Source organism: Pseudomonas sp. EA_65y_Pfl1_P113, assembly GCF_963970525.1.
Lineage (GTDB): Bacteria > Pseudomonadota > Gammaproteobacteria > Pseudomonadales > Pseudomonadaceae > Aquipseudomonas > Aquipseudomonas tritici.
The window spans coordinates 1-529 of the sequence record NZ_CAXAQM010000348.1 but is presented as its reverse complement, the minus strand read 5'-3'; the positions used below and the strand labels follow the sequence as shown (position 1 = coordinate 529).

Annotated in this window: 2 protein-coding genes; both read left to right on the top strand. The window is 62.4% G+C overall.

Annotation, left to right across the window (positions count from 1 at the left end):
* The first annotated feature begins 112 nt into the window (after positions 1 to 112).
* On the top strand, positions 113 to 445 hold the full coding sequence (locus AACY52_RS29980; protein ID WP_299109489.1) for a conjugal transfer protein TraD: 333 nt from the start codon (positions 113 to 115) through the stop codon (positions 443 to 445).
* Positions 446 to 458: 13 nt separating this feature from the next.
* Positions 459 to 529, top strand: a 71-nt coding sequence (locus AACY52_RS32470) for a conjugal transfer protein TraD (RefSeq protein ID WP_370468072.1), incomplete at its 3' end; no start/stop codon positions are given.

The window sequence follows — 529 nt, the reverse complement described above, 5'->3', positions numbered from 1 at the left end:
ATGCAAGGAACTGGCAACACCCAGCTAGGCAATATCGACGGTCCGCATTCGATCGCGCAATTGGCGGCGGTCCTGCATCTCGTGTTCGCGTTGTACTGATTGGAGGTCTGATATGCGCAAGGTTCGCGATTACGACGCGGAGCTGAAAACTCTCGGCGACAAGGCGCGTCAACTGAAAGCGAAGCGGGTCGAACAGCTAGGCCAGCTCGTCGCCGCGACGGGGGCCGACGTGCTCGATGCGGAAACCCTAGCTGGCGGTCTGCTGCACATAATTGCCGAAGCACAAATTGCAGGAAACAGGGAGGCGTGGCGCTCTGATGGCGCGGCGTTCTTTCGTCGACGCGGGAAGAAAAGTGGCGGCGCTGCTGCAATCGACGGGTCGAGCGCTGCGCCTGAATCGGGCGGCGACGCTGCGGGCGGAATCAACGCAGCGGCGAACGGATAGCAGGGCCTGGGTCGTGCAACGCCGCGAACGAACCCGTCACCTGATCGAACTGGGCGGCCTCGTCCAAAAAGCCGGCCTGGTCGA